The organism is Sphingobium sp., from assembly GCF_035511395.1.
Lineage (GTDB): Bacteria > Pseudomonadota > Alphaproteobacteria > Sphingomonadales > Sphingomonadaceae > Sphingobium.
The window spans coordinates 1-22968 of record NZ_DATKFP010000199.1 but is presented as its reverse complement, the minus strand read 5'-3'; the positions used below and the strand labels follow the sequence as shown (position 1 = coordinate 22968).

Here is a 22968-nt window from a genome sequence, read left to right as displayed (position 1 = left end):
CCGTTCCGCACCCCAACTCCCGCCACGGGAGTAACCGACTAAGGACGGGGCGGATCCTTCAGACCCGCCCCGTCATGACATCAGAATTTCGCGACGACGCCCGCCATCGGGCGGATCGAGTGGAAATTGCCGGTGGTGTCGGCCTGAACGCGCAGGCGGACATTGCTGCTCTGGGCCGATCCGCCCATGTCGGCCGGCGACAATTCGATGCCCGCGCCATAGGTCATGCCGTGGAAGTCCGGGCTATCCTTGCCGAGCGCGGCGAAATTGGTCCACTGATAGCCGACCTTGCCGAAGATCAGGCTGTCCTTGCCCGCCTTCACGCCGGCGCGGCCCGCGACGCCATATTCCCAGTCGATGTCGCCCGACACGCCCTTGGATGCGGTGCCCTCGACGCCCAGCACGACCGGGCCGGCGACATTATAGTTCACGCCCGCGACGCCTTCGACCATGCGGCCCTTGTAGCCGACCGGCGGGATGCCTTCCTTGCTGGTTTCGCTGTCATAATTATGCACGCCGGCCATTACGCCGACATAGGGTTCGATGCGCTTGCCGGAGCCGGCATCGTCCTGAGCGAGGGCGGCGGCGGGAATCAGCGACGCGGCAGCGGCTGCCGTGAAAAGCAGTGTCTTCATGGGTGTGACCCTTTTTGTCTGTTGGAATTTTGCGGCGGTGTGGACCCGCCGGGTCGCATGGTCGGCGCTGCAAGCATCCGGGCGACGGGGAAGAAATGGCCCGGACCGCCGGAAGGTTTCCTGAACGGATCGCGAAAATCGGGCAAAAGCCGATTATGTGACGGAAAGAACACGGTTTCTGTCAGCCAGATGAACGGAAGGCGACTTTTCTGAACGGGGAATAAATGCTTGCGCAGCGCCCCTTTAACCATTCACAACCAATTCAAACTGAGGGCGTTATCCCGTCATCAGAAGGACTGTTGAAGGAGACAGGCGATGACTGGGACCACGCGGAGGTTTCTCGCCGCCCTTGGCCTTGCCGGTGCGCTGGCCCTGGGTGGCTGCGCCTATGACGACGGCTATGGCTATGGCGGAGTGAGTGTCGGCAGCGGCTATTATGGTGGCGGGGGCTATTACGACCCCTATTACAGCCCCGGCTACTATCCAGGCGGCTATGGCTGGTACGACAATTATTATTATCCGGGTAACGGCTACTATGTGTATGACCGTGGCGGGCGGCGCCATCGCTGGACCGACGGACAGCGCCGCTATTGGGAAGGCCGCCGTGGCAACCGTCCCGATGATGGCCGCTGGCACGGGAATCGTCCGGGTGGCAACTGGCGCGACCGTGATCGCAACCGACCGGGCACCGGCAACTGGAACCCGCCGCGGCGCGATGCCAACGGCAACTGGACCCGGCCGGCACCGTCGTCGCGCGGCGATGGTCGCGGCCCCGGACGCTGGCGCGGCAATGACGGCGCCCGCCCGGCGCCTTCCGCCGGCGCGCAACCCAATTTCCGCCCACCACAGCAAGGACGTCCACAGATGAGCCAACCGCGCCCGCAGCGCGAATGGGGCGCCCGCCCCTCCCCCGGCATGCGCGCCGATCGTCCCGTCCGATCGGGCGGCGGCCGCGAGCCTGGCGCACGGGTGCGCCCGGACTGATGCGGGGATTCATCAGGCCCGCCATGCTGCTTCCCCTCCTGCTCGTCGCAGCCTGCGACGGGCGGGAGGAGAGCGCGATCGACAATATCGCCAATGGCGCCAATTCGACACAGGTGGAAAACAACGTCCGTGCCGAGGCGATGGCGCTGATGGAACCGCTGAACCCGCCCCCGCCCGGCACGCCGGGCGGCCTGCCCGTCGATCCCGCGCCGATCGCCGAGGGTGCGATCGAGCCGGACAGTGCGCAGGGCGCTGCGCAGGTGGTGCAGGGCTATTATGGCCTGCTGGAGGAAAAGCGGTTCGAGGATGCACAGGATCTGTGGAACCAGGAGGGCGCGATCGGGGCGCAGGATGACGCGCATTTCGAGGCGCGCTTCCGCGGTTTCAGCGAAATCCACGCCCATATCGGCGCACCGTCCGACCCCGAAGGCGCCGCCGGTTCGGAATATGTGGTCGTGCCGGTGCAGGTCTATGGCCGGATCGCGGCCAATGGCAAACCCTTCTATACGCTGCGGCAGGTGACGCTGCGCCGGATCAATGACGTCCCCGGAGCGACCGAAGAGCAGAAGCGCTGGCACATCGAGGCGATCGGCGCCTATGTGCCTCCGCCCGCGACCGACGAGGCAGCGAATGGCGCGGAGCCGGCCAAGGCCATTTCCATGACCGACGGCATGGCGCGCAAGCCGCACTGAACACAGAAACGCCCGGCCTTTCGAGGGGCCGGGCGTTCTTTTGTTTCGGCTTTCAGACCGGGCAGATCAGGCGACGGTGGCCTTGACGATCTTGCCGGGGGTCTTGGGCGGCTCGCCCTTGGGCAGCGCGTCGACATGGTCCATGCCCGACGTCACTTCGCCCCAGACGGTATACTGTCCGTCGAGGAAGGTCGCGTCGTCGAAGCAGATGAAGAACTGGCTGTTGGCGCTGTTCGGGTTGGCCGCGCGGGCCATCGAGCAGACGCCACGGACGTGCGGTTCGCGGCTGAATTCGGCCTTCAGGTCGGGCTTGTTCGGGTGCCCGCCCATGCCGGTGCCAGTCGGGTCGCCGCCCTGCGCCATGAAGCCGGGGATGACGCGGTGGAAGACGACGCCGTCATAGAAGCCTTCCTTGGCGTTCTCGACGATGCGCTCGACATGGCCGGGCGCGAGGTCCGGACGCAGCTTGATCACGACGTCGCCGCCGCTGTCGAGGGTGAGGGTAAGGGTTTCGTCGGCCATGAAGTCCTCTCTTGCCGGGGGAAATATGCAATGTGCCCATATAAGGGCTAATGAGGCCGATGGAAGCGCTGTCTCCCCATTGCATTTCGCGTGAGCATGGGCGAAAGCGGCAGAATGTTACAGGAACCGGACAGTAGGGGGCGCCATGAGCGAGCGCGGCGATTCCGCCGAACCCCTTGTGCACGGGGAAGAATTTGAAGACATCCTGATCGAGGCGGCCGAGGCCAGCCACGACGAGGACGATCGCCTGAAGCCCGAATATCTGACCGCCGTGCTCGACGCGGTGGAGGAAGGCGACAGCGAAAAGGCGCGCGACCTCGTTTCGCCGCTGCATCCTGCCGACATTGCCGATCTTCTCGAACTGACCCCGTCGGACCAGCGCGCGGACGTCGCCGCCGCGCTCGGCGATCTGGTCGGCGCGGAAGTGCTGTCGGAACTGAACGACTATGTCCGCGACGACCTGATCGGCGCGCTAGCGCCCGAACAGGTGGCCGAGTTCGCGTCCGAACTCGACACCGACGACGCGGTCGCGATCATCGAAGACATGGAGGAGGCCGACCAGCAGGCCGTCCTCGACGCGATGGAGCCGGAAGATCGCGCCGCGATCGAATCCGCCCTGTCCTACCCCGAAGAATCCGCCGGCCGCCTGATGCAGCGCGATCTGGTCGCGGTGCCCGAACATATGACAGTCGGCCAGGTGATCGACTATCTGCGTGACAATCACGATCTGACCCGCGATTTCTGGGAAATCTTCGTGGTCGACGCGGCGCACAAGCCGATCGGCACCTGCCAGCTGAGCTGGGTGCTGACCTGCCCGCGCGGCATCGCCATGGCCGACCTGATGAAGCGCGAACAGACGCTGATCCCGGTCGACATGGACCAGGAAGAAGTCGCGCTGCGCTTCCAGAAATATGCGCTGATCTCCGCCGCCGTGGTCGATTCGTCGGGCCGGCTGGTCGGCATGATCACGGTGGACGACATCGTCCACATCATTTCCGAGGAAGCCGGCGAGGATATTCTTCGCCTGTCGGGCGCCGGCGAAGGCGACATCAACGAACCGGTGATGGACAGCTATCGCGCGCGCGTGCGCTGGCTGCTCACCAATTTGCTGACCGCGCTGGTGGCATCGACCATCATCGGCATCTTCGAAGGCACGATCCAGCAGATGGTGGCGCTCGCCACGCTGATGCCGATCGTCGCGGGCGTGGGCGGCAATGCCGGCAGCCAGACCATGGCGGTGACGGTGCGCGCGCTCGCCACCAACCAGATTACCGGGTCGAACGCCCGCCGCACCATCATCCGGGAGCTTCGCGTGGCGTTGCTCAACGGCGCGACCGTGGCGGTAGTGCTGGGAATCGGCGTCGGGCTGGTATTCCAGAATATGGCGCTGGGCGGGGTGATAGCCGCGGCGATGATCACCAATATCGTAACTGCGGGCTTGGCCGGGGCGGCGGTGCCGCTGGCGTTCGACCGGATGAACCTCGACCCGGCGGTCGCATCGTCCATCTTCGTCACGATGATCACCGATTCGATGGGTTTCTTCGCTTTCCTGGGCCTGGCGACGGCTGCGGGATTGACCGGCTGATGCGAAGGCCCATCTAGGGCCTTCCATGCCGCTGAACCTCACCAAGATCGCCTTCCAGAGCGAAAGCCCTGCCTCCCTGCGCGCCTGGCTCGAAAGCCATGAGGGCGAAGCGCGCCTCACCACCCGTTATCTGCCCAAGCGGGTGGAGGAGATGACCGGCGGGTCGCTTTACTGGATCCACGCCCATGCGCTGGTCGGGCGCAGTCCGCTGCTGGGCTTTCAGGAGACGGGACAGGGGCGCTACTGGATCAGGCTGGCGCCGATGCTGATCCCCTTGCGCGCCATGCCGAAACGCGCGCATCAGGGCTGGCGCTATCTGGAGGAGAAGGACGCGCCGCCCGACCTGAACGACGGCGAGGCCGACGATCTGGACGCGATGCCACCCAAGCTGCTGGGCGAACTGACGCGACTGGGGCTGGTGTAGGGTTCCGAATCCTGCTCGCCACCGTTCGCCCTGAGCTTGTCGAAGGGCTGTTCTTTCCTGAAGAAAAGTGCGGGGCTTCGACAGGCTCAGCCCGAACGGATGTGGATAGTATCCGCATAGGGGCAGCGCTGGCGCCCACATGTCTCCGCCGCCCCCGAAGGGCTGCTTCAAACCGGCAAATATCGGAAAAGAGAAGAAATGGTGCTGCCGGGGAGGATTGAACTCCCGACCTCAGCCTTACCAAGGATGCGCTCTACCACTGAGCTACGGCAGCACTCTGTTTCTTCGCCGAGGCGCGTCTGCGCTTCGGAGGTCGCGCCTATGGCCGCCTGTGCTGCCCATGTCAAGGCGACTTGCGGCGGAAGTTGCATTTTGCTTATGCGCATCGTCATGGCTGAGACGAACGACGAGAAAAAGGCGCGATTGGCGCAAGCGTTGCGGGACAATCTGCGGCGGCGCAAGGCGCAGAGCCGGGAAGCCCAAAATCCCGAAACAGGGCAGGAGGGAACGGCACCGCCCCCTCCCGTTGCAGATGAAAAGAACTGAACCCCCATCCCAACCCCTCCCCTGAAGGAGAGGGGCTATTTCAGGTCAAAGCGGTGCGCAGGCGGCCTTGAGCCAGGACAGCGCGTCGCCCTCCAGTTGCGGGCCGACAAGGTCCAGCACGGCGGCGTGGTAGGTGTCGAGCCAGGCGTGTTCTTCTTCGCTCAGGATATCCGTGGCGATGAGCGTCCGGTCGATCGGCGCGAAGGTCAGCGTCTGGAAGCCCAGCATCGGCTTTTCCGCGCCGGGAATGTCGCGTTCCTCAACCAGCACCAGATTCTCGATGCGGATGCCATATTCGCCGGTCTTGTAATAGCCCGGCTCGTTCGAGAGGATCATGCCCGCCGCCAGCGGCTCGTCGCCGCCGCCGAAGGTCGCGATTCGCTGCGGCCCTTCATGCACCGACAGGAAGCTGCCGACGCCATGGCCGGTGCCATGGGCATAATCCAGCCCTTCGGCCCAGAGATATTGGCGGGCGAGCGCGTCGAGCTGGCCGCCGCGCGTCCCCTTCGGGAAGATGGCGCGGGCGAGCGCGATATGGCCCTTTAGCACGAGCGTGAAGCGGCGGCGCATCTCGTCGGTCGGCGTGCCGATGGCGAGCGTGCGGGTCACGTCGGTGGTGCCGTCGCGATATTGGCCGCCCGAATCGACCAGATAGAGGCTGTTCAGCTCGATCGGGCGATTCGTCTTCTCCTCGACGCGATAATGGACGACCGCGCCGTTCGGGCCCGCGCCGCTGATCGTGTCGAAGGACAGGTCTTCGAGCAGCCCGGTATCCTTGCGGAATGCCTCCAGCCGATCAGAGGCGGAGAGTTCGGTGAGGTCGCCACTGGACGCTTCCACCGTAACCCAGTGGAGGAAGCGGCTGAGCGCCGCGCCGTCGCGGGCCTGTGCTGCCTTGTGACCGGCGATTTCGGTGGCGTTCTTGATCGCCTTTGGCAGGACGGCGGGATCGCGCAGCGACAGCACGGTGGCGCCGCCGTCATCGAGGCCATTGAAGATCGCGGCGACGGCCCGTTCGGGGTCCGCGACGACGGTCTTGCCGGCGAAATCTTCGAGTGCGGCGGCGAAGTTCATAGCGTCATGCACGCGCACGCCATTGCCCAGATGCTTGGCGACGGCCTCGTCCATCTTCTCCGGCGCGACATAGAGGTCGGCGGTCGCATCGGCATGGACGATGGCATAGGCGAGCGCGACCGGCGTGCGCTCCACGTCCTTGCCACGGATGTTGAAGGTCCAGGCGATCGAATCGAGCGCGGAGAGGATAGCGGCGTCGGCCTTTTTCGACACCAGCCAGTCGGCCATGGCGGCGCGCTTTTCGGCGGCCGACTGACCGGCAAAATCGTCGCCATGCACGACCAGCTTGGCGTCGCTGCGGGCCGGACGGTCGGGCCAGACGGCGTCGACGGGATTGGTGTCCACAGCGACCAGTTCGGCGCCCTTGTCGGCCAGGGCTTCGGTGGCCTGCTTCACCCAGGCGCGGGTGTGGAGCCAGGGGTCGTATCCGATGCGCGCGCCCTGCCCGGCATGATCCTTCAGCCAGGCAGCGATCGAGGTCTGCGGCACGCTCTCATATTGCCAGTGGGCGCCGTCCACCTGCTCGCGCACCTGGAGCGTGTAGCGGCCGTCGACGAAGATCGCGGCTTCCTCCGGCAGCACCACGGCGCTGCCCGCAGACCCCTGAAATCCCGTCAGCCAGGCGAGCCGCTGGGCATAGGCGCCGACATATTCGCTCATATGCTCGTCGGTCAGGGGGACCACGAAACCGTCGAGCTTCTGGCGCACCAGCTGCGCGCGCAAAGCCTTCAGGCGATCTTCATAACTGGACATCAACACTTCCTTGGATCATTCCGGCCTCTTGCACCGGCGACAATGCCGACAACATAGAGGGGCAGGCGCGCTTATTCCAGCGCAGCCCCTGTCTGAACCATGGATAGTTAATGACCGATCAAAGCCAGCCTACTGCCCTTCCCCCGATTGCCGAACGCCGCCCGCACAGCGTCACGCATCATGGCATCACGGTGGACGATCCCTGGGCATGGCTGCGCGATCCGGGCTATCCCGATGTGCAGGACAAGGATGTGCTGGCCTATCTTGAGGCCGAGAATGGCTGGTTCGAGGGCGCGATGGCGCCGCACAAGCCGTTACTCGACACGCTGTTCCAGGAAATGAAGGGCCGCATCAAGGAAGACGACCAGTCGGTGCCGCAGAAGGATGGCGACTATGTCTACTGGCGCGCGTTCGAGACGGGCGCGCAATATCGCAAATGGTATCGCAAGCCGGTCGCAGGCGGTGACGACCAGTTGATCCTGGACGAACCTGCGCTCGCGGAGGGGCATGACTATTTCCGGCTGGGCGCAATGTCGGTCAGCCCCGATGGCCGCTACCTTGCCTACGCCATCGACACCAACGGGTCGGAACGGTTCGAGGCGCGGATCAAGGATCTGTTCAGCGGCGAGATATTGCCCGAAGTGATCCCCGATACGCTGTCGTCGCTGGTGTGGACGGCGGACAGCAAGGGGCTGCTCTATGGCCTTGCCAATGAAAATTGGCGGACCGACAATGCGCGGCTGCACTGGCTGGGCCAGGGCGTCGAGAGCGACGTCGAGCTGTTCCACGAGGATGATGAGGGGTTCCGCGTCTCGATCGGTCTCACCTCCTCGGAAAAGTGGATCGTCATCGCGACCGGCGATCATGTCACCAGCGAAGCCTGGCTGGTGCCGGCCGACAATCCGACCGCGACGCCCATGCTGGTGGCCGCCCGCAAGCCGGGGCGCGAATATGATGTCGATGAGCATGAAGGCACGCTCTACATCCGCACCAACGACAGCCATCCCAATTTCCGGCTGGTAAAGGCGACGCTGGACGCGCCGGACCAGTGGGAGGAGGTGATCGGCGCGGACGCGCATTTCTACCTGACCGATTTCACCCTGTTCAAGGGCTTCTACGTCACCGAAGGGCGGCAGGACGGCCTCGACCAGATCGAGTTGCGCGATTACGCCACGCATTCGGCGAAGCGCATCCCCTTCCCCGAAGCCAGCTATTCGGCGTCGCTGGACGACAACCCAGAATATGACGTGACCAAGCTGCGTATCGGCTATGAATCGATGGTCACACCCGACACCATCTACGACTATCATCTGGAAACGGGCGCACTGGAGGTGTTGAAGGTCCAGGAAATCCCCTCGGGCTATGACGCGACCCGCTACGCCGCCGAGCGGCTGATGATCGCGGCGCGCGACGGGACCGAAATTCCGGTGTCGATCGTCTATCCCAGGGATTTCCCCCGTGACGGCAGCGCCCCGCTGCACCTTTATGGCTATGGCGCCTATGGGCTGGCGATGGAGCCGGGCTTTTCGACCAGCCGCCTGTCGCTGCTGGATCGCGGCTTCGCCTTCGCCATCGCCCATATTCGCGGCGGCGACGACCTGGGCCAGCAATGGTATCTGGACGGCAAGCTGGACAAGCGGGTCAACACCTTCACCGATTTCGTCGATGTGGCGCAGGGGCTGATCGACCTTGGCTATGCTTCGAAGGGCAGGATCAGCATTTCGGGCGGGTCGGCCGGTGGCGAGCTGATGGGCGCGGTCATCAACTCCGATCCCGACCTGTGGGGCGCGGTCGTGGCGCATGTGCCGTTCGTCGACGTGCTCAACACCATGCTGGACGAGACGCTGCCGCTGACGCCGGGCGAATGGCCGGAATGGGGCAATCCGATCGAGGATGAAGCCGCGTTCCGCACGATCCAGAGCTACGATCCCTACACCCATGTCCGCGCGCAGGACTATCCGCCGCTGATGGTGACGGCGGGCCTCAACGATCCGCGCGTGACCTATTGGGAGCCGGCGAAGTGGGTTGCGAAGCTGCGCGCGACCAAAACCGACAGCAACATCCTGCTGCTCAAGACCAATATGGGTGCGGGCCATGGCGGCAAGTCGGGGCGCTTTGAAAGCCTGCACGAAACGGCGGAGGAATTCGCCTTCATCCTGTGGCAATTGGGTGTGGAGGGCTGATGGCTTCGAGTTTCACCAAGCAGATCACGGCCCTTCCCGAGCATATCGACGAGCTGGGCCATGTGAACAACGCGGTCTGGGTCCAGTGGATGGAGCAGGTGTCGGTCGAGCATTGGCGGCAGGACGCCGATCCTGCCCATGTCGAAGCCTATATCTGGGTCGTGACCCGGCATGAGGTCGACTATCGCGGCAATGTGACCGAGGGGGAGACGGTGACGGCCCGCACCTGGATTCCGGAAGGACCGCGCGGGGCGCGGTTCGATCGGCTGATCGAGTTCACCGGGCCGGACGGCAAGGTGAAGGTTGCGGCCAGATCGACCTGGGCGATCATCGACAAGGCGTCGGGCCGGATCCTGCGCGTGCCATCGGAGGTGGCGGCGAACTTCGTGTGACGTCGACGTCCGTTCGCTTCGAGCCCTTCGACTACCTGCTTGCAGCAGGCGCTCAGGATAAACTTCATCCGCCGGGCGGATGGAGTCGAGAAGCGGATAGCGCTGTGGCACTGTTTCTCGACTTCGCTCGAAACGAACGGATTTCAGTTACTGCTTCTCTCAGGCCGCCTGCGCCTTGAGCAGCTTGTCGATCGTCAGCGGATAGTCGCGCAGCCTGATCCCGGTGGCGTTGTAGATCGCATTGGCCACCGCCGCGCCCGCGCCGCAGATTCCCAGTTCGCCTACGCCCTTGGCCTTCATCGGCGAACTTTTGTCGTCCAGTTCCTCGATGAACAGCACATCCTGTTCGGGGATGTCGGCATGGACCGGCACCAGATATTCGGCCATGTCGTGGTTCACGAAGAAGCCGAAGCGCGTGTCGACATCCAGCGCCTCCATGAGGGCAGCGCCCGCGCCCATGGTCATGGCGCCGATCACCTGACTGCGCGCCGATTTGGGATTGAGGATGCGACCGGCGGCGAACGCCCCGCCCATCCGGCGGATACGCACTTCGGCCGTGTCGATATCGACCCCGACCTCGCAGAAATGCGCGCCGAAGGTCGCCTGGGCATAGCGCTTGTCGAGATCGCCATAATCCATGCTGTCTTCTGCCCACACACCGTTTCGGCCCGCCAACGCGGCGAGGGTCTGCGACTTGTTGTTCAGCTTGACCAGGCCATCCTCGAACTGCGCCTGATCGGCGGGATAGCCTGCCTTTTCCGCCAGCTTCGCGCGCAACGCCATGGCGGCGGCATAGACGCCCGCCGTGCTGCTGTTCGCGCCCCACTGACCGCCCGAACCCGCCGATTCGGGAAAACGGCTGTCGCCGAGGCGCACCGTCACATGATCCAGCGGCACGCCCAGCATTTCCGCCGCCGTCTGGCCGATGATGGTATAGCTGCCGGTCCCGATGTCGGTCATGTCGGTTTCGACGATCACCCGCCCCTGCGCGTCGACGCCCATGCGCGCGCCCGATTTGGCGACGAGATTGTTGCGGAAGGCGGCGGCCATGCCCATGCCGACCAGCCAGCGGCCGTCATGCACCTGCCCCGGCTTCGGGTTGCGCTTCGCCCAGCCGAATCGATCTGCACCCGCGCGCAGGCATTCCACCAGCTTGCGGCTGGAGAAGGGGCGCTGCGGCCCGGCTTCGGGATCATATTGGACATCGTTGCGGATGCGCAGCTCGACCGGGTCGACGCCTGCGGCTTCGGCCAGTTCGTCCATCGCCACTTCCAGCGCCAGCAGACCGACCGCCTCACCGGGCGCGCGCATGGCATTGCCTTCGGGCAGGTTGAGCGTGACGAGCCGGTGCGCGGTCATGCGGTTGGCGCCACGATAGAGGAGGCGCGTCTGCTGCGCCGCCGTTTCCGCACCGCCGCCGGGCAGGTCGCCCGACCAGACTTCATGCGCGATCGCGTCGATCACCCCGGCCTTGTCCGCGCCCAGCCGGATGCGCTGGATGGTCGCGGGGCGATGGGTGGTGTTGTTGGGGATTTGCGGGCGGGCGATGGCGACCTTGACCGGGCGACCGATTTGCTTCGCGCCCAGCGCCGCCAGTATCGCGTCGGCGCGCAGGAACAGCTTGGCGCCGAAACCGCCGCCGATATAGGGCGACACCAGCCGGACATTTTCCTTGGGAATATTAAGGGTGGTGGCGACTTCGCCCACGCCCCAGGCGATCATCTGGTTCGCGGTCCAGAGCGTCAGCTTGTCGCCATTCCATGCCGCCGTCGTGGCGTGCGGCTCCATCATCGCATGGCTGTGGTCGGGCGTGGTGTAGGTTTGCTCGACCTTCACCGCCGCGTTCGCAAAGGCCGCATCGAAATCGCCCGCCTTGGTGTCGGCGGGGCCGCCAAAGCCTTCGGGCGGGATCACGCCGTTCAGCCGCTCGGCCGCGAGGTCGAATTTGCCGCTTTCCGATGTATAGTCGATGCGCACCAGCCTGGCGGCGTCGCGGGCATTTTCCAGCGTGTCGGCGATGACCAGCGCAACCGCCTGCTCATAATGGTCGACCTGCGGCCCGCCGAGCAGCGGTGCGGTGTTCATGCTGCCCTTGCCAAGCTTGCCGGCATTGGCATGGGTGACAACGCCCAGCACGCCAGGTGCGGCCTCGGCAGCGCGCAGGTCCATGGCCGCGATCCGCCCCTTGGCGATGGCCGAGCCGACGATCCAGCCATAGGCGGCGTTGGGGGCAGCATCATGGCGCTCATAGGCATAGGGCGCACTGCCCGTCACCTTGGCGGCGCCGTCGATCCGGTCATGCGGGATGCCGATCACCCGCCCCTTGTCGATCGGGTTGGTGCCGGCTGGCGTATCGAACTTCATGCCCGTGCCTCCTGCTGCCGATAGAGCGACGCGAGCGTGCGTTCGACCAGCGGCTTCTTGAAGTCGTTATGATGGGTAGTGCGGGCACCGCCAAGCGCGGCTTCGGCCACGGCCTTCGCGCCCTGCTTCGCCGCCGCATCGGCCGCAGGCACGCGCCAGGGTTTCGCGCCGACCCCGCCAAAGGCGAAGCGCGCGGTGCCATCCTTGCCGAATATCGCCGCCACCGACACCAGCGCGAAGGCATAGGAGGCGCGGTCGCGTACCTTGCGATAGACATGGGTGCCGGCGATCGGCCTGGGGAGCGTGACCGACGTGATCATCTCGCCTGGCTTCAGCACCGTTTCCTTTTCCGGCGTATCGCCCGGCAGCAGATGGAAGTCGGCGACAGGGACCGAACGCTTCGTCCCGTCCGGGCCGACCATGTCGATCTGCGCGTCGAGCAGGCGCATCGCCACCGCCATGTCGCTGGGATGCTGGGCGAGGCAGGCATCGCTCACGCCCAATATGGCGAGGCTGCGGCTCATCCCCTTCATCGCGCCGCAGCCGCTGCCCGGCTGGCGCTTGTTGCATGGCATCCGCGTGTCGTAGAAATAGGGGCAGCGCGTACGTTGCAGCAGGTTGCCGCCGGTCGTCGCCTTGTTGCGCAGCTGCCCCGACGCGCCCGCCACCAGCGCGCGGCTGAGCACGGCATAGTCGCGGCGCACCGCCTTGTCGGCGGCCAGATCGGTATTGCGCACCAGCGCGCCGATGCGCAGCCCGCCCTCCGCCGTCGGCTCGATCCGGTCGAGGCCGAGATGATTGACGTCGATCAGGTGCGTCGGCGTCTCGATCTGAAGCTTCATCAGGTCGAGCAGGTTGGTGCCGCCGGCGATGAATCGTGCGCCCTGGACGGAAGCTGCGGCCTTCGCCGCCGCTTCGACGCTCGTCGCGCGTTCATAGGTGAAGGCTTTCATGCCTGCTTCTCCCCTGCGACTTCGCGCATCGCGGCGATGATATTGGGATAGGCGGCGCAGCGGCAGATATTGCCGCTCATCCGCTCGCGCAGTTCGACATCGCTCATCGCGACATGGTCGAGATCCTCGGTCACATGGCTGGGGAAGCCCGCCTCGATCTCGTCCAGCACCGCGACTGCCGAGCAGATCTGCCCCGGCGTGCAATAGCCACACTGATAGCCGTCATGGACGATGAAGGCGCGCTGCATCGGGTGGAGCGATTCGGGCGTACCCAGCCCCTCGATCGTCGTCACCTTCTCGCCATCATGCATCGCCGCCAGCGTCAGGCAGCTGTTGATCCGCCGCCCCTCCACGATCACCGTGCAGGCGCCGCACTGGCCATGGTCGCACCCCTTCTTGGTACCCGTCAGATGCAGATGCTCGCGCAGCGCATCCAGCAGGGTGGTGCGCGGGTCGAGTTGCAGATGCACCTCCCGCCCGTTGACGATCAGTTCGACGGGACTCATGCTGGCTCCTTTGCTGCTGGGCGGCGCGGCGGCGCTCGCTGTCTGCGAAACGACCGGCGCGGCAGCCGCAAGGGCTGCGCTGCCCCGCAACAGGCCGCGACGCGTCAGGTGATCGGACGTCATGGCTGGTCCTCCCTGTTGATACGCTGATGAGTACGAAGTGCGGCGGCAAATGATCCCGGCCGCCGGGAAACTGGTGTCAGATTAGCAGATGTTGGGCCCGCTCCAAAGGCCAGGCGATCGGGATTCTCCAGCTGATTCGAATATGCCCGGTAGAGACGCTACCGGCCGCACCGCGTCAGCCATTGGCCAACCAACGGAAATCCGTCAATCTTCCTGGCCGCGAAAGAGAATTTCATTTTTCTGCAATTCTCCCCCTTGCCGATATGGGAAAGCCTTGCTAGTTGGCCGCCACCCGCCGAGAGGGACACACTCTCCCGGCCGCCAAGAGCGGGCGTAGCTCAGGGGTAGAGCACAACCTTGCCAAGGTTGGGGTCGAGGGTTCGAATCCCTTCGCCCGCTCCAGTTTTCAAAGCCATTTGGCCACCATAGCCGTGAAGGACATATCCTTCCGGCCGCCCGAGCGGGCGTAGCTCAGGGGTAGAGCACAACCTTGCCAAGGTTGGGGTCGAGGGTTCGAATCCCTTCGCCCGCTCCAGATTTCCGATAGGGTCGGAAAAGACTTCGGGCCGGCGCCAGTCGCGCGGACCTTCGCAGCATGGCTTCCCAACCTTCCGGATGAGCGACGGCCCACCGCGTGAAATCACTGCGCTGCGCCATGCCCATGGAGCATAACGCGAAGGTGGGAACCGGTTTTGCGCCTAAAACGATGCGACAACAAAAGCCAGGAGCGCTGCTTCCAGTTCGACGCAGCGCCCTTCCCTGGCTCTCAATACCTCCTGCGCGTCACTGCCGACCCAGCATCCACGCCAGCGTGTCGCGCAGGCCGTAGGTCGGGCGCAGGCCCGTCAGCGCCTCCAGCCGGGTGCGATCGCCCCAGAGCATCTTCACCTCATTCTTGCGGACGAAGGCCGGGTTGACGCTGATGGTGAAATCATGCCCGGAAATATCCTTGATCGCCGAAATCACGTCCTGAAGCGAATGCGCCTCGCCCGAGCAGATGTTGACGATATTGCCGATCGCGCCGGGCGTCGACAGCAGCGCTTCATAGGCGAGCACGACGTCCCGCACGTCGGAAAAGTCGCGCGCAACGTCCAGATTGCCGAGTTCGATCCGGTCGACCTTGCGCAGCACATGGTCGATGATCTTGGGAATGACGAAATCGATCGACTGCCCGACCCCGGTATAGTTGAACGGGCGGGCGAGGATGATCGGCAGGCGCTCGCGATAGAGCTGGGCGACATATTCCATCGACAGCTTGCTGACGGCATAGTCATTGACCGGATCGGGCGCGACGCTCTCGTCGATCGCGCCGCTCACACGGTTGCCGTAGATATTGGCGCTGCTCGCCAGCAGCACGGCATCGGCGCTGCCTGCGGCGACGACCGCCTCCAGCAGGTTGCGGGTGCCGACGATGTTCGTCCGATAGATATCCTCCACCACCCCGTGGGAGACGAAGGCGATGGCCGCCAGATGCGCCACCTTGTCGGGTCGCAGCTCGGCTACCACCTGCTTCAGCCCTTCCGCATCGGTCAGGTCGCACACATGCGAAGCGGCCAGCCCTTCGACCGGATGGGCGATCGGACGATGCGAAATGCCGATGACGTCATGGCCCTGGCGCGCCAGCAACGCGGTCAGATGGCGGCCGGTGAAGCCGTCCACACCCGTAATCAAGATCCTGCTCATAGACATGTCACCGTAGCTGCGTTGACGCGAGGTCCGGCGGCGGCAGGCGCCGCCAGGTCGTCACGCTATATATAACCCCGAAATCCCTTTTCAGGAGATCAGAAGGATGCGTTCACGCTGTTGCGGACGAGGTCGGCATCCACCATCATCTTGCACAGCTGTTCCAGGCTGGTCTGCGGTTTCCAGCCCAGCTTCTTGGTCGCCTTTTCGGGATTGCCGATCAGCAGGTCCACCTCGGCCGGACGATAGAAGCGCGGGTTGACGCGCATCACCGTCTTGCCGGTTTCGGTGTCGATCGCGACCTCATGGTCTTCCTTGCCGGAAAATTCGACGTCGATCTCGGCCGCCTTGAACGCCATCCGCACGAAGTCGCGGACCGTTTCCGTGCGGTTGGTCGCCAGCACATAAGTGTCGGCCTCATCGGCTTGCAGCATCCGCCACATGCCCTCGACATATTCCTTGGCGAAGCCCCAGTCGCGCTTGGGATCGAGATTGCCCAGTTCCAGGCAATCGAGCTTGCCCAGCTTCACCTTGGCGACGCTGTCGGTGATCTTGCGGGTCACGAACTCGCGGCCACGCAGCGGGCTTTCATGGTTGAACAGGATGCCGCTGCAACCGAAAATATCGTAGCTTTCGCGATAGTTCACCGTGATCCAGTGGGCGTACAGCTTGGCGACGCCATAGGGGCTGCGCGGATAGAAGGGCGTGTCTTCCACCTGCGGCACGGCCTGAACCTTGCCGAACATCTCGGACGTGCTGGCCTGGTAGAAACGGATCTTGGGATTGACGATCCGGATCGCCTCCAAAAGATTGAGCGGCCCGATGCCGGTAATCTCCGCGGTCGTGATCGGCTGGTCGAAGGAAACGCCGACGAAGCTCTGGGCAGCCAGATTATAGACTTCGGTGGCCTCGGTCGACTGGAGCAGCCGGATGCTGGAAGACAGATCGGTCAGGTCATATTCGACCAGCGACAAATTGGGGTGATTGGCGATGCCCAGTTCTTCGATACGCCAGAAGTTCACGGAACTCGTGCGGCGATATGTTCCGTAGACCTTGTAACCCTTATGCAGCAGAAGTTCCGCCAGATAAGCTCCGTCCTGCCCAGAAATGCCGGTCACTAACGCCGTCTTCATATTGTCCCTCTTCTCGAAAACCATGATTCAGTAACGCGCAAAATTGACACTTTGATTCCACGGGACAGCGCAGACCGTCCGGGCGCGACAAAGATTCTCCTGTAGAGATTATCGGGGCGCACCATGGCGACGCGGGCTTGCGGCGTCAATCAGTCGGGACTGGCGGCCGTTCGAGGGATCGAAGAAAGAGGCCAGATTAGGCGCTCCAACACCTGATGGGAACGACGGGAGCAGTCATTCGCAAAGAAAACACCCCGGAAGCGGCAGCTCCCGAAGTGCTTCCAGATCGCCATGGATACAATGCCGCCAATGATCGACGCGGATTTACCGGACGATCGGCGATGCAAACTCAGAACGGCACTTCATCGTCCAGGTCGTTGTCGAAATTAGGGCTGCCGGTGCCGCCGCGGCTGCCGCCACCGGACGAGGAGCGACCGCCGCCAAAGCCGCCGCCACTCTGGCCGCCGCCCGAACCGCCACCGAAATCGTCATAGTCGCCGCCGCCGAAGCCGCTCGACCCGCCGCTCCAGTCGCTGACGCCCTGCTGCGAGCGACCACCACCGCCGCCGCCAAAGCCACCGCCCTGGCTGCCGCCGCCCTGCGCGCCGTCCAGCATGGTCAGAACCGCGCTCGGCCCCTGGAGTACGACTTCGGTGGTGTAGCGGTCATTGCCATTATTGTCCTGCCACTTGCGGGTGCGCAGTTGGCCCTCGACATAGATTTTCGATCCCTTGCGCAGGAACCGTTCGGCGACGCCTGCCAGGCCTTCGGAAAAGATCGACACGCTGTGCCACTCGGTGCGCTCCTTGCGCTCCCCGGTCATGCGGTCCTTCCAGCTTTCGGACGTGGCGATGCGCAGGTTGCACACCTTGCCGCCATTCTGGAAGCTCTTGACCTCCGGGTCGGCGCCGAGATTGCCGACCAGCATGACTTTGTTCACACTTCCACTCACTGTCTTACATTCCTTTCATCTAGCGTTCTCAACGCCTTAAGGTGCGTTTCGAGCACCAGAATTGGTCGTCTTTCTATCCCGACAGTCTGGATAACCGAGAGGGTCTGGGACTGGCGATCTGGAGTTCCTCACAATTCTACCCTGAAACCGGGAACCCGTCATTAGAGAACATTAATTTGCGCCTGCCGCCTGCGGTCAGCATGAGCAGGCGGGCAGAGATAAATATCAAATACACCTATAGGGAGGTGCATTGCATGCCTGAAATATGGTGCCGATCCGTTATGTCAAATGCTCCGTGCTCCTCTTGGTTGGCGAGAGCCGCGCCGCCTGCAATCGCGACCAAACAAGGATAGGCTATCGGGCATTAATGTACGCAATCGCCCGTCGGTTAACGGCGGATCTATACCGAATGGGCCTATGGATCTCTGGAGCGCACATCGCGCACTATTTCTTCGGCCTGCACATTGAGTTCGGCTAGATCCTTCGGGTCCAAATCGCGCTCGAAATTTTCGATAATGGATCGGATCCTGAAAGGCCTCGCGGGTGTGATCGACGATATCACTTTGCACATGACATACGTTTCATTGCGGTGGTTCCGGACAAAGGTATCAGATCCCCCCTTACTCCCCAGTGCTTGCTGTTCGGAAATGCGCGCCTCGACGAGTTGGTTGGCCAAAGAGACCTTGCTCTCCCTCAATTCCGCGATTTCACGTTCATAATCCGCTGCGGAGCGCTTGGATCGGACGCGCTTGGTCAGGGCCGCTCGTTTCTTCACTGCGGCCTCGATCGCTGTGAAGAAGGCTTCATGGACGCGCGTGCGATCAGCCGACTTCCTAGCATACACTGTCGTGCGGTTTAGGGGAGTGCCGTCTGCGTGCTCCGGGGACCCTTGGTAGGTTGCCGCCGCGATGATCGACGACACATCGAGAGATTCACCTGACTCTTCTCGGCGTTGTAGTTCCCGCATGGCTGCTGCGTGATACTCACCCTGGCGTCTTGAAGCGATTGACGGCGTTTTGCGTGCGCTTGGCTCGGACACGGTCTTCCGGCTGGTCTTTGGCTTATGTGCCATCGATATCCTCCAGCATTTTGGCAGAGGCTTTCAAGCCCAACTTCGCAGCGGCAACGGCATTCCACGTAGAGCGGGCATCGTCGATAACAAGCTGATGTATCCGCTGTTGATTGACCCAGTGCCCACGGAACAGGCGGTGGGTCGCGAAGTTCGGGCAGACCGCACAGTCTACATCACGCCGCTGAGCGTAATCAGGACCCATACCGTCAGTGCTACAACGAGCGAATTGCTTACGGTGGGATGCGAGTACGCAATACCCATGGGGATGCGCAGTGAACCTAATGTCATGTTTCTCGACAAGCTGCGCGACGAAAATCTGAAGGCGATCGACCGTCAAGACTTTCAGTTTGGAACGAAGCTTCGCGATATAATGAGAGAAGCCACCGACTATAGGCTTCTGGCCTGTCAGCGACTCTTCGAGAACGCGGTAGGCCAACTGCCTATTGGCGTCGCTCTGATAGAGAGAAAGATTCTTTTCGTTTGTGTATGCCGAACTAGACTTGATATTAGTCTGATTCAAATGTTTCTGAAGCAGTTGGAGGTCAGAAATTTCATATTGCCAGACATAGATTAGTGTATTTGCTCGGCGGATCATTTGCGGGCGTAAACTCCCAAACTGTTCCGTATCAAAACCCGCAGACACTGCGAATTCGTCTAGCATATTGTATAGGCTACCTGTCAGAAGAGGCGAACCAATCGCTTCGCCTCTCGAGAGGAAAGGGTCGGAGATAAGAAGGCTGGAATGCTTTTCCGTTCGAGCAAAATCCGACAGATGATCAAGATGAGCAATGGCCTGACGCACGATGCTGTCAACTGCGTGTTCTGTTGGAATAGCTTGCTCGTCCGGGCTTGATTTTCGTACCGATCCAACGAGATATTCGATATCTCCTACCGTTTTGATCGGATCTGCATTTATAAGTGCGAACTGATGCTTTCGTATCGCGATAAATGCAATGACGGTCACGATACAAGAAGCATAAAGACATTTAAGACATGATTTTAGAAAACCTAACGGATCATTATCGTTCTGAGAGAAATTAAAAGGCCATGATTGGGAATGTTCGATCAATGATTCGGACATTTCTCGCCTACAAGCCTTTTGCGCTACATTGTAACCTCTCTCTTTGCGTAGTGTGGATAGCCCCATTAGGTAATTATCGCGAATTGTAATTATCCTATCGGCATGGTCCATCCACTGGAGGGCATGCTCACATAATTCGTAAAACTGCCGAGGAGGTATGGTGGTTGTATGCTGATTTGGGCGACCTATCCTTCGCACAGCCTCTGACAGCGATCGCTTGGAGCGATACGGCTCAAACGAGATTTTCACTGGGAGATGAGCTCTGAGAACCCAGAGCATTCGAATAGCTATCAGTCGACCTTGAACTGTCGAGCAGCTAAGGCTTAATTGCGAGAGATGATCTTCATATTTCGTCAGGTGATAAGGTGTTAGATCCTTTGGTCCTTGCAAGCCATATTGGATAAACCAAACAATACCGCGACGAAGATCTGTTGCAAATAAGTGCCGGCTGCTATCTTTGTTGCATTCTGTCTTGTCGCTTTCGCGATACCACCATGCCGCATAACGAGCCAGTTCCAGCCAATCGTGATAGCGATAGTCGCTTAGGCGCTCACCCTCACTGACCGGGAAGTTCCAAGAAAATCTTACGCTGGCTGGTGGATTTCCCGGTATCGGTGTCGCTAAAATCCAATCAAGATCATCAAAGTGGCCGATGAGCCAGTCAGTGCGTGTAGTGCGTGGATCAATCTCAAACGCTGATGAAAAGTCATCTGCACGAAATTCCTGATCTGCCACATTTTCAGAACGATCTATCATCATTTCCTCACACCAGGGATGGCAGGGTGGATGCGATTTCGTCGACGAACGCTTCCGCAATGCGCTTGCAGCGTGCTGACGTTTTATCGAGAAGGACCTGATAGAGAGCTGCCCGACGTTCCCAAACCTTCCACCTGTCCGGGTTGGAGGCCTTGAGGGCCGATCGGCCAGCCTCAATGTGTTTTGACCAGGCAATCCACTGCGCCACTGACGGAGGATCTTCGACGACGATTACCGACGCGACGCATTTGTGATCGCACAGGTCGTGCGACGCACACACGCCGTCCACGGTTTCGCCACGAGGTCCCCCGGAAGCTGGATCCGTGCAGTAAAGTCCATTGCCAACAGGTTTCGCTTCAGGCGGAACCTCTGTCCGAGCAGTGGTGATTTTTTCTGTGAGGAAGCGCTGAAAGCCAAGCGCATGGAGCGGGGCTTGAGAGGCCACGGATTGACGATCGGTATATTGGGCGGTCGTCTCGGGATTGTCGTGAGCAAGTAACCGCTGAGTCTGGAATATCGAACGTCCCTCCATCCGATCCAAAAGAGCGATAGATGGCCGAAAACTGTCTCCTCTTATCGGCGTCACCAGAGGGGACAGCATAGGCTCCGTCTTGGCAGCACGACTGAAAAATCGGCGTAGCGCCTTATTTGACGAAGACTCGTTGAGCCACGTCACCCATTTGTTACGTACCTTGTCAAAATGAATATAGAGGCACTGCCTGCCTTCGGAATCGTTTATCCGGGGATCAATCGGAAGCTGCGCATCGAGTAATTCCCCGGTGTAGACATGGAGAAAGTCGAGCGCCCTTGGTAGAGTCCATTCGCCTTTGCGGCCGCGTAACAACTCACGTGAAATCTCTTGCGCCGTACCACGCCACTTTCCGAAGGTGACGACCTGCGTGGCATTGGATTCGCCTTCGCCCAGACACCCCCGATAAGTGTATCGAATGACTCCATCGACGTTACAAGCCAGCACATGTTCGCTCAGCTGTAGGGCGATGAACGGAGTCAAAGCATCGAGGTCAGGAGCAAATCGCTTTTGCAAAGACGAAAAGCCGCCAAGCCTGTTCTTTGCAAACCAATAAAAAGCCTGATCACACTGATCAGATTGAGGAAGTGTCGATCCATACCGGGCAAATGCCCATACAATCGCGTCGTCGACGCTCAGGGAATGGGGAAAATTCCGTAGGTTGATAAGCTCATTAAACCTCCCAGTCCGCTTGGCTTCATGTATCAATGCTTGCGTGGAAACATAGGCATGGTGAATTTGAGCAATTTCGGCTTTTGCAGCCCGCCTCACCGCTTCCAAGCGCGCAGAAAGCACTGCCGCCGTCAGCGCTGCCTCTTGGCCAACTTCATCGAGCCTGAATGCATCAGTAGCAAGGTCTCTGATGGCGTCCGGCGCCTGCTCCCAAACCATGGGCGCAAGATCAAACAAACTAGCTTTCGGCTTCTGTTCCTTTCTTTTGAAATTCTTCGGCAGGTCAAAATGTCCAAGCACCTCGATATCAAAAAGATACCTGGTCAGGTTTAGAGCGTATCCGAAAGTCTCTGCCTTCGTATTATGGTCATTTTTATTCTGTTTCCCTACGATCTTTTTATACTTCACCAGGGCATATCGATCGATCCGTCCGTGCATAGCGCAGCATTGCAGGAATGGCCGGATTTGATGCAGATAGGCGATCGGTTTCCTGAACGAACTCGCTCGTCGTTGAACCACATCGAGAACGGGACCAAGATTCTCAAGGCTCTCGATCTCGTCTATAGGAAACGGCTTGCCATCAACAATGATTCGGCTTCGCTGTGCCGCTGGTGCATGGACGGTAGCGACTTTGGGTAATTCGATTTTTTGGCGCTTCAGGCGGACGTTCGGCATCTCAGTTCGGCGCCTTTTCCCGCGGTTTCCCTTTGGCCGGCGCTGGATTTCTACGCCCTTGGTCAAGATGGATGTATGGCGCTGTGGATTTGATGCTCTTGTGATTACCCCGGCGCTTGGTCAGTTCTTCGGCACCTCTTTGGCCAGCATCAACCCGCGACTTATAGTCGTGACTAAGTTCTCTATGGCGGAGGCCGTGCACCCAGACGCGGACCCCTGGATCAAGGTCGCCAGCGGCCTGCGCGGCTTTGCAGCCATTGCGGACAGTATTTGAGATCGTGCGAGGATCGATGGCTTTGCCACGCACTGTCACGAAAACTTCAGGTGGTTCGATAAACCGGCGGCCACTTTGCTTCGTGCGTTCGCGTGCGGCGCGGAGGACATCAGGCCGATCAAATTCGATCCAGTGACGCGTGCGATTCAATAGCTCGGGGTGTACCTCCAAAGGATATTCGCCACCGCCCTTGCTGTCCGGCACGGTGATCATGGTTGTTTGCCCGCTCATCATCAGAGCATCGATTTCATGCTGTGGCGGGATTGTTGATTGCCGTTGAGAAGTGACCCGGGGTTTTCATCGAGAAGTGACCCACCTTGCGATTATGTTTCGGATGTCAGGGGTGGGTCAAGATGGGGTTTTCTCCTTTCGGGTTTTGGGCTGCTGAGCCGAGCTGTTCTTGAA

General features: G+C 61.5%; 20 protein-coding genes and 3 tRNA genes. 9 read left to right on the top strand and 14 right to left on the bottom strand.

What is annotated here, in order from left to right; translation table 11 throughout:
* Positions 1–80: 80 nt before the first annotated feature.
* Complete coding sequence (locus tag VMR39_RS13630; protein ID WP_325416535.1) at positions 81–635, bottom strand: outer membrane protein; 555 nt, start codon at positions 633–635, stop codon at positions 81–83.
* 315 nt (positions 636–950) lie between these two features.
* On the opposite strand from VMR39_RS13630, the gene VMR39_RS13625 reads away from it, so the two are divergent.
* On the top strand, positions 951–1619 hold the full coding sequence (locus VMR39_RS13625; RefSeq protein WP_325416534.1) for a peptidase: 669 nt from the start codon (positions 951–953) through the stop codon (positions 1617–1619).
* Between the two features lie 23 nt (positions 1620–1642).
* Entirely contained in the window at positions 1643–2311 is a 669-nt protein-coding gene (locus VMR39_RS13620) for a hypothetical protein (protein ID WP_325416533.1), read from the top strand.
* A gap of 66 nt (positions 2312–2377) precedes the next feature.
* On the opposite strand, the gene VMR39_RS13615 is transcribed toward VMR39_RS13620, so the two are convergent.
* Complete coding sequence (locus VMR39_RS13615; RefSeq protein ID WP_325416532.1) at positions 2378–2833, bottom strand: peptidylprolyl isomerase; 456 nt, start codon at positions 2831–2833, stop codon at positions 2378–2380.
* A gap of 145 nt (positions 2834–2978) precedes the next feature.
* On the opposite strand from VMR39_RS13615, the gene mgtE reads away from it, so the two are divergent.
* Together mgtE and VMR39_RS13605 are read left to right on the top strand one after the other, a co-directional pair.
* Positions 2979–4418 (top strand): magnesium transporter, encoded by a 1440-nt coding sequence (mgtE, locus tag VMR39_RS13610; protein ID WP_325416531.1) that lies wholly within the window; start codon positions 2979–2981, stop codon positions 4416–4418.
* Between the two features lie 25 nt (positions 4419–4443).
* Positions 4444–4842, top strand: a complete 399-nt coding sequence (locus tag VMR39_RS13605; protein WP_325416530.1) for a DUF1489 domain-containing protein — start codon at positions 4444–4446, stop codon at positions 4840–4842.
* A gap of 199 nt (positions 4843–5041) precedes the next feature.
* Here VMR39_RS13605 and VMR39_RS13600 read toward each other — a convergent pair.
* Positions 5042–5116 (bottom strand) — tRNA-Thr (locus tag VMR39_RS13600).
* A gap of 104 nt (positions 5117–5220) precedes the next feature.
* Here VMR39_RS13600 and VMR39_RS13595 point away from each other — a divergent pair.
* Positions 5221–5388 carry a hypothetical protein gene (locus VMR39_RS13595; RefSeq protein ID WP_325416529.1) on the top strand — a complete coding sequence of 56 codons (168 nt, stop codon included), beginning with the start codon at positions 5221–5223 and terminating at the stop codon, positions 5386–5388.
* Between the two features lie 45 nt (positions 5389–5433).
* On the opposite strand, the gene VMR39_RS13590 is transcribed toward VMR39_RS13595, so the two are convergent.
* A complete protein-coding gene (locus VMR39_RS13590) occupies positions 5434–7215 on the bottom strand; it encodes an aminopeptidase P family protein (RefSeq protein ID WP_325416528.1) in 1782 nt (593 codons plus the stop codon).
* A 110-nt stretch (positions 7216–7325) separates the two neighbouring features.
* Here VMR39_RS13590 and VMR39_RS13585 point away from each other — a divergent pair, with 110 nt between their 5' ends.
* Both VMR39_RS13585 and VMR39_RS13580 read left to right on the top strand, forming a co-directional pair.
* Positions 7326–9398: a S9 family peptidase gene (locus tag VMR39_RS13585; RefSeq protein ID WP_325416527.1), complete on the top strand. Its 2073-nt coding sequence runs from the start codon at positions 7326–7328 to the stop codon at positions 9396–9398.
* Positions 9398–9790, top strand: coding sequence for an acyl-CoA thioesterase (locus VMR39_RS13580; RefSeq protein ID WP_325416526.1), 393 nt, complete (start codon positions 9398–9400; stop codon positions 9788–9790). Before VMR39_RS13585 ends, VMR39_RS13580 begins: the two co-directional genes overlap by 1 nt.
* A gap of 159 nt (positions 9791–9949) precedes the next feature.
* Here the strand turns inward: VMR39_RS13580 and paoC are convergent, their stop codons facing one another.
* The 3 genes from paoC to paoA are packed head-to-tail and all read right to left on the bottom strand — an operon-like array spanning position 9950 to position 13736.
* The gene (gene paoC, locus VMR39_RS13575) at positions 9950–12154 is read right to left on the bottom strand and encodes an aldehyde oxidoreductase molybdenum-binding subunit PaoC (protein WP_325416525.1); all 2205 of its coding nucleotides are present in this window, start codon (positions 12152–12154) and stop codon (positions 9950–9952) included.
* Positions 12151–13107, bottom strand: coding sequence for a xanthine dehydrogenase family protein subunit M (locus VMR39_RS13570; protein WP_325416524.1), 957 nt, complete (start codon positions 13105–13107; stop codon positions 12151–12153). The genes paoC and VMR39_RS13570 overlap by 4 nt, the downstream gene beginning before the upstream one ends.
* Entirely contained in the window at positions 13104–13736 is a 633-nt protein-coding gene (gene paoA / locus VMR39_RS13565; RefSeq protein ID WP_325416523.1) for an aldehyde dehydrogenase iron-sulfur subunit PaoA, read from the bottom strand. The genes VMR39_RS13570 and paoA overlap by 4 nt, the downstream gene beginning before the upstream one ends.
* A gap of 327 nt (positions 13737–14063) precedes the next feature.
* On the opposite strand from paoA, the gene VMR39_RS13560 reads away from it, so the two are divergent.
* Both VMR39_RS13560 and VMR39_RS13555 read left to right on the top strand, forming a co-directional pair.
* Positions 14064–14138 (top strand) — tRNA-Gly (locus tag VMR39_RS13560).
* A gap of 58 nt (positions 14139–14196) precedes the next feature.
* Positions 14197–14271 (top strand) — tRNA-Gly (locus VMR39_RS13555).
* Between the two features lie 248 nt (positions 14272–14519).
* Here the strand turns inward: VMR39_RS13555 and VMR39_RS13550 are convergent.
* The 7 genes from VMR39_RS13550 to VMR39_RS13520 form a co-directional block, all read right to left on the bottom strand.
* Positions 14520–15419 carry a GDP-mannose 4,6-dehydratase gene (locus tag VMR39_RS13550; protein ID WP_325416522.1) on the bottom strand — a complete coding sequence of 300 codons (900 nt, stop codon included), beginning with the start codon at positions 15417–15419 and terminating at the stop codon, positions 14520–14522.
* Positions 15420–15517: 98 nt separating this feature from the next.
* A complete protein-coding gene (gene gmd / locus VMR39_RS13545; protein WP_325416521.1) occupies positions 15518–16552 on the bottom strand; it encodes a GDP-mannose 4,6-dehydratase in 1035 nt (344 codons plus the stop codon).
* A 349-nt stretch (positions 16553–16901) separates the two neighbouring features.
* A complete protein-coding gene (gene ssb / locus VMR39_RS13540; RefSeq protein WP_325416520.1) occupies positions 16902–17504 on the bottom strand; it encodes a single-stranded DNA-binding protein in 603 nt (200 codons plus the stop codon).
* A gap of 415 nt (positions 17505–17919) precedes the next feature.
* The gene (locus VMR39_RS13535) at positions 17920–18576 is read right to left on the bottom strand and encodes a hypothetical protein (RefSeq protein WP_325416519.1); all 657 of its coding nucleotides are present in this window, start codon (positions 18574–18576) and stop codon (positions 17920–17922) included.
* Positions 18566–20416, bottom strand: a complete 1851-nt coding sequence (locus VMR39_RS13530) for a hypothetical protein (RefSeq protein WP_325416518.1) — start codon at positions 20414–20416, stop codon at positions 18566–18568. Before VMR39_RS13530 ends, VMR39_RS13535 begins: the two co-directional genes overlap by 11 nt.
* 4 nt (positions 20417–20420) lie before the next feature.
* Positions 20421–22289, bottom strand: coding sequence for a hypothetical protein (locus VMR39_RS13525; protein WP_325416517.1), 1869 nt, complete (start codon positions 22287–22289; stop codon positions 20421–20423).
* A 1-nt stretch (position 22290) separates the two neighbouring features.
* Positions 22291–22776: a hypothetical protein gene (locus tag VMR39_RS13520; protein ID WP_325416516.1), complete on the bottom strand. Its 486-nt coding sequence runs from the start codon at positions 22774–22776 to the stop codon at positions 22291–22293.
* Positions 22777–22968: the final 192 nt, after the last annotated feature.